Below are 4,690 nucleotides of genomic sequence, written 5' to 3'. Positions count from 1 at the left end.
GGGTTCGGCCGCCAGCACCGCGGCGCGCACCCGGGCGGCGAGCTCACCGAGCCGTTCCCCGTACCGGCACACGATCTGCACCAGGATCCCGTCCGGCCGTACCCGTACCCCCTCCACCCGGCGGCCCGGAAGGTAGGTCGCGACCTCGGCCGCGGCACCCGCCCCGCCGTCCGGAACGCGGTGACGATCCTCGTGCCGGATCGGCGCGCCGATGAGCCGGACGACACCGGGACAGGACAGCACGGTCCGGGCCACGGCATCCGGATCCCAGGCGAACCCGCTCACCGGCCCGGCCGCCGTCGGGTTCGTACTCATTCGACCCGCCGCGACTCTTCCGATTCCTCCTCGCCGATGTAGACGTCGTCGATCGCGATATTCACCTCGGTGACCTCCAGGCCCGTCATTCCCTCCACGGAGGTGACGACGTTGTGCCGGATCGAGTGGGACAGATCCACGATGGAGACCCCGTAGTCGCAGACGACGTCGAGGTCGATCGCGGCCTGCCGTTCCCCGACCTCCACCGCGACTCCCTGGGAGACGCTGGCCGACGCGCCGGGGATGCGGGCCCGGAACGAACCCATCGCGCGGGCCCCACCCGAGCCCAGGCTGTGTACCCCGGAGACCTCGCGTGCCGCGACACCGGCGATCTTGCGGACGACGGCGTCCGCGATCGACGTCCGGCCCCGGCCGGTCACCAGCTCGGTGGACGTCTTGCGCTCCGGCACGGTGGTGCGACGCGCACCACCTGCGTCCGAGGTCTTCGCCTCGGGCCCGGCCGCGCTGGTTGTGGTGGTCATGGTGCTCCTTCCTGGCCGGCATCGTCGGAGCGCCCAAAGCGGTGGAAGGGGTCAGGTCCGACCAGGAGCGGGACGTCGAGGGACGATCCGTCCGGGCGCTCTCCGGTGCGGTCGTTCACGATCAGGGATACCCGAATTCTCCGGTCGGACAACAACCCGTTCCCGTCGGCACAGCTACGATTACTGAACGGAAGCCCGCATCGTCCCCGCCGCGTCGCCGGGGGCCGATTCGCTGCGCCCCTCGCGATCCTTCGCGGGCGGACGCTCATCCGCTCCCGGCGCGGGCGGATAGGTTTGGGTGCCGGCCGCCACCGAACGCCACGCCGCCCAGCGGGCGCGTGCGTCCGAGCGAAGGAGCATCCGCTGCCTCGATCCCACCCGGGTCCGCGCCGAAGCGCCGGAGCCGGCCCCGCTACCGTCACCGTGCGGGCCCCGGCCAAGGTCAACCTGCATCTCGGCGTCGGGCCGCTCCGACCGGACGGCTACCACGACGTCATCACAGTGCTGCAGGCCGTCTCGCTGTTCGACGACGTCTCGGCGACGTCGGTCGATCCCCCGCAGTTCCACGGCTCGGGGCTATCGACCACCGGCGACGGCGGCGGGGACGGCGGGGACGGCCGGTCCGGCGGGGACGTAGTCGTGACCGTCGAGGTGTCCGGGGAGGGCGCCGACCCGGCGTCGCTGGGTCCGGCGACGCCCACGCCGGAGGTCTCCATCGTCCCCACTGGCCGGGACAACATCGCCGTCCGGGCCGCTCACCTGGTTGCCGAGGCCGCGGGCATCACCTCGGAACGTGTTCATCTCACCCTGGCGAAGGGCATCCCCGTCGCCGCGGGGATGGCCGGGGGCAGCGCCGACGCGGCGGCGGCGCTCGTCGCCTGCGACGCGCTGTGGCAGACCGGACTGGACCGGGCGACCCTGACCCGGCTCGCCGCCCAGCTCGGCAGCGACGTCCCGTTCCCCCTGGCCGGCGGCACCGCACTCGGCACCGGGCGCGGCGAGCAGCTCACCGACGTCCTGGCGACGGGCGAGTACTACTGGGTGTTCGCGCTCGCCGACGGCGGCCTGTCCACCCCCGCGGTCTACAAGGAGTTCGACCGGCTGACCGAGGGCAAACTGCGGACCGGCCCGACCCCCGCCGACGACGTGCTCGCCGCGCTGCGCACCGGCGACCCCGGTCAGCTCGGGGCCGCCCTGGTCAACGACCTGCAGCCGGCGGCGCTGCGGCTTCGGCCGTCCCTGCGCCGCGTCCTGGAGGCGGGCCGGGAGCTGGGAGCCGTCGGGGCGATCGTGAGCGGCTCCGGTCCGACCTGCGCCTTCCTCGCGGCCGGAGCGCAGGAGAGCATCGCGCTCGCGGCAAGCCTCGCCGGGATGGGGGTCGCCCGCGCGGTACGCCGGGCCTCCGGGCCGGCGAGCGGCGCCAGGATGGTGGAGGGGGCAGGCGAAGCGCCGTGAGCGCCGTCCTGGTCAGCCTCGAGAACGTCGACGCCGCGTTCGGCACCCGGACGCTGCTCGACCGGGTGAGCCTGGGGATCGGCGCCGGGGAACGGATCGGGGTCGTCGGGCGCAACGGGGCCGGGAAGTCCACCCTGCTGCGGATCATCGCCGGCGAGGTGGCCCCGGACGCCGGCCGGGTCGTGCCCGCCGGTTCCACCCGGGTCGCCACCCTGGCGCAGGCCGACATGCTCCCCGCCGAGCGCACCGTGCGCGAGATTGTCATGGGCACCGTCGCCGAGCACGAGTGGGCGGCGGATCCCCGGCAGCGGGGCATACTCGCCGGGCTCGGGCTGCTCGAACGGCTCGACGACCCGGTCGGGCCGATGTCGGGCGGGGAACGCCGCCGGGTGGCGCTGGCCCGGCTCCTCGTCCAGGACACCGACCTGCTGATCCTGGACGAGCCGACGAACCACCTGGACGTCGAGGGGGTCGCCTGGCTCGCCCGGCATCTCGCCGGCTTCCGCGGTGGACTGCTCGTCGCGACCCACGACCGCTGGTTCCTCGACGAGGTGTGCGGACGGGTCTGGGAAGTCGTGGACGGGCGCGTCGACGCGTACGAGGGCGGCTATTCCGCGTACGTGCTCGCACGGGCCGAACGCACCCGGCGGGCCGACGCCACCGAGGCCAGGCGCCAGAACCTGCTGCGTAAGGAACTCGCCTGGCTACGCCGCGGCCCGCCCGCCCGGACCAGTAAGCCGCGCTTCCGCATCGACGCGGCCAATGCGCTAATCGCCGACGAGCCACCGCCCCGGGACACCATGGCGCTGCGCAGCTTCGCGGCATCCCGGCTGGGCAAAGACGTCTACGACGCCGAGCATGTCACGGTCCGGATCGGGGACCGGACGTTGTTCGACGACGTCACCTGGCTGGTCGGACCGGGGGACCGGATCGGGCTGGTCGGTGTCAACGGAGCCGGCAAGACCACCCTGCTGCGCGTGCTGCTGGGTGCGGTGACGCCGGACGCCGGCCGGGTCCGGGTGGGGGCCAGCGTGCGACCGGCTCTGCTGTCCCAGGAGATCGCCGAACTACCGGCGCCACTGCGGGCACTGGAGGCCGTCGAACAGGTCGGGCGGGTCCTGGAGGTCGAGAAAGGCCGGGAACGGACCGCCGGCCAGTTACTCGAGCAGTTCGGCCTCCCGTCGTCGCGGCAGTGGACGCGGGTCGGGGACCTCTCCGGCGGCGAACGCCGCCGGCTGCAGCTGCTGCGCCTGCTGATGGCCAGACCGAACGTGCTGCTCCTCGACGAGCCGACCAACGACCTCGACACCGACACCCTCACCGCGCTCGAGGACCTCCTCGACTCGTGGCCGGGCAGCCTGATCGTGGTCAGCCACGACCGCTATTTCCTCGAACGCACCTGCGACGTGACGCTGGCGCTGCTCGGCGACGGGCACCTGCGCATGCTGCCCGGCGGCATCGAGGAGTACCTCGCCCGGCGCGCGGCCGCCCGGGAGGAGGCCGCGGCCCGGGCACCGTCATCCCGGGGTTCGTCGGCCTCCGGCGGCGGAGCGGGCGGGCAGGCCACCGGCGGACAGGGCACCGGCGGACAGGCCACCACCATCGCCGAAGCTGGGCGGACAGGTGGGCCGCCCGCCCTGTCCGGGAGCGAGCTGCGCGCCGCCCGCAAGGAGCTGACCCGGCTCGAGCGCGCCCTGGACCTGCTGAGCCGACGCGAGCAGGAGCTGCATCACGAGCTGGCCGAGGCCGCGACGGATCATGGGCGTCTGCTGACGCTGGACGCCGAGCTGCGCGCCGTCGTCGCGGACAAGGACAGCACCGAGGAGGCCTGGCTCACCCTCGCCGCCGAGATCGAGGGTGGCTGACAAGCCGCCGCCACCCGCCGCCCGGTCAGGCGGTAGCGCGTTTCGCCGCGAGACGCGCCGGGTCCGGCCAGCGGACGTCCCGCACCAGGTGGACGGTCTCCATCAGCTTGATCAGGTAGAAGCTGGTGTCGATTTGCCAGGGCCGCACCCCGTGCCGGGCCGAGGTCGGCTCGGCGTGATGCAGGTTATGCCAGGACTCGCCCATCGACAGCAGGGCCAGCGGCCACACGTTGGTCGACCGGTCCCGCGACCGGTAAGGACGCGAGCCGAGGACGTGGCAGATGCTGTTCACCGACCACGTGACGTGGTGCAGCAGCGCGATACGGACCAGCCCGGCCCAGAAGAACGCCTCCAGCGCCGCGGCGAACGAACCCCCCCACAGGCCGCCGATCATGGCGGGCAGCGCGAGGCTGGCGAACGCGCACAGCGCGAACGAGCGGCTGACCTTCATGATGTCGGGATCGTCGAGCAGGTCCGGGGCGAACCGACGCTGGTCGGTCTGCTCGACGTCGAACAGCCAACCCACGTGGGCGTGCCAGAGACCCTTGATCAGCGACCACGTCCCCGGACCGT

Annotated in this window: 4 protein-coding genes and 1 pseudogene; 2 read left to right on the top strand and 3 right to left on the bottom strand. The window is 73.3% G+C overall.

The window, feature by feature from the left end; genetic code table 11:
- Positions 1-315: pseudogene (locus ACY45C_RS04460) on the bottom strand (hypothetical protein); the annotation flags it as partial.
- On the bottom strand, positions 312-797 hold the full coding sequence (locus ACY45C_RS04455) for an Asp23/Gls24 family envelope stress response protein (protein WP_462186369.1): 486 nt from the start codon (positions 795-797) through the stop codon (positions 312-314). The pseudogene ACY45C_RS04460 and the gene ACY45C_RS04455, both read right to left, overlap by 4 nt.
- A 423-nt stretch (positions 798-1,220) precedes the next feature.
- Here ACY45C_RS04455 and ACY45C_RS04450 point away from each other — a divergent pair, with 423 nt between their 5' ends.
- A complete protein-coding gene (locus tag ACY45C_RS04450) occupies positions 1,221-2,252 on the top strand; it encodes a 4-(cytidine 5'-diphospho)-2-C-methyl-D-erythritol kinase (RefSeq protein WP_462186368.1) in 1,032 nt (343 codons plus the stop codon).
- A complete protein-coding gene (locus ACY45C_RS04445) occupies positions 2,249-4,117 on the top strand; it encodes an ABC-F family ATP-binding cassette domain-containing protein (protein ID WP_462186367.1) in 1,869 nt (622 codons plus the stop codon). Before ACY45C_RS04450 ends, ACY45C_RS04445 begins: the two co-directional genes overlap by 4 nt.
- 25 nt (positions 4,118-4,142) lie before the next feature.
- Here the strand turns inward: ACY45C_RS04445 and ACY45C_RS04440 are convergent.
- A partial coding sequence (locus ACY45C_RS04440; protein ID WP_462186366.1) for an acyl-CoA desaturase occupies positions 4,143-4,690 on the bottom strand: 548 nt, incomplete at its 5' end.

The sequence above is a fragment of the Frankia sp. CcWB2 genome, from assembly GCF_977927585.1.
This window is presented reverse-complemented; position numbering and strand designations above follow the sequence as displayed.

Bases quoted from the DNA above. Each gene is read 5' to 3' on its own strand.
- ACY45C_RS04455 (WP_462186369.1), bottom strand. From the start codon at position 797: ATGACCACCACAACCAGCGCGGCCGGGCCCGAGGCGAAGACCTCGGAC.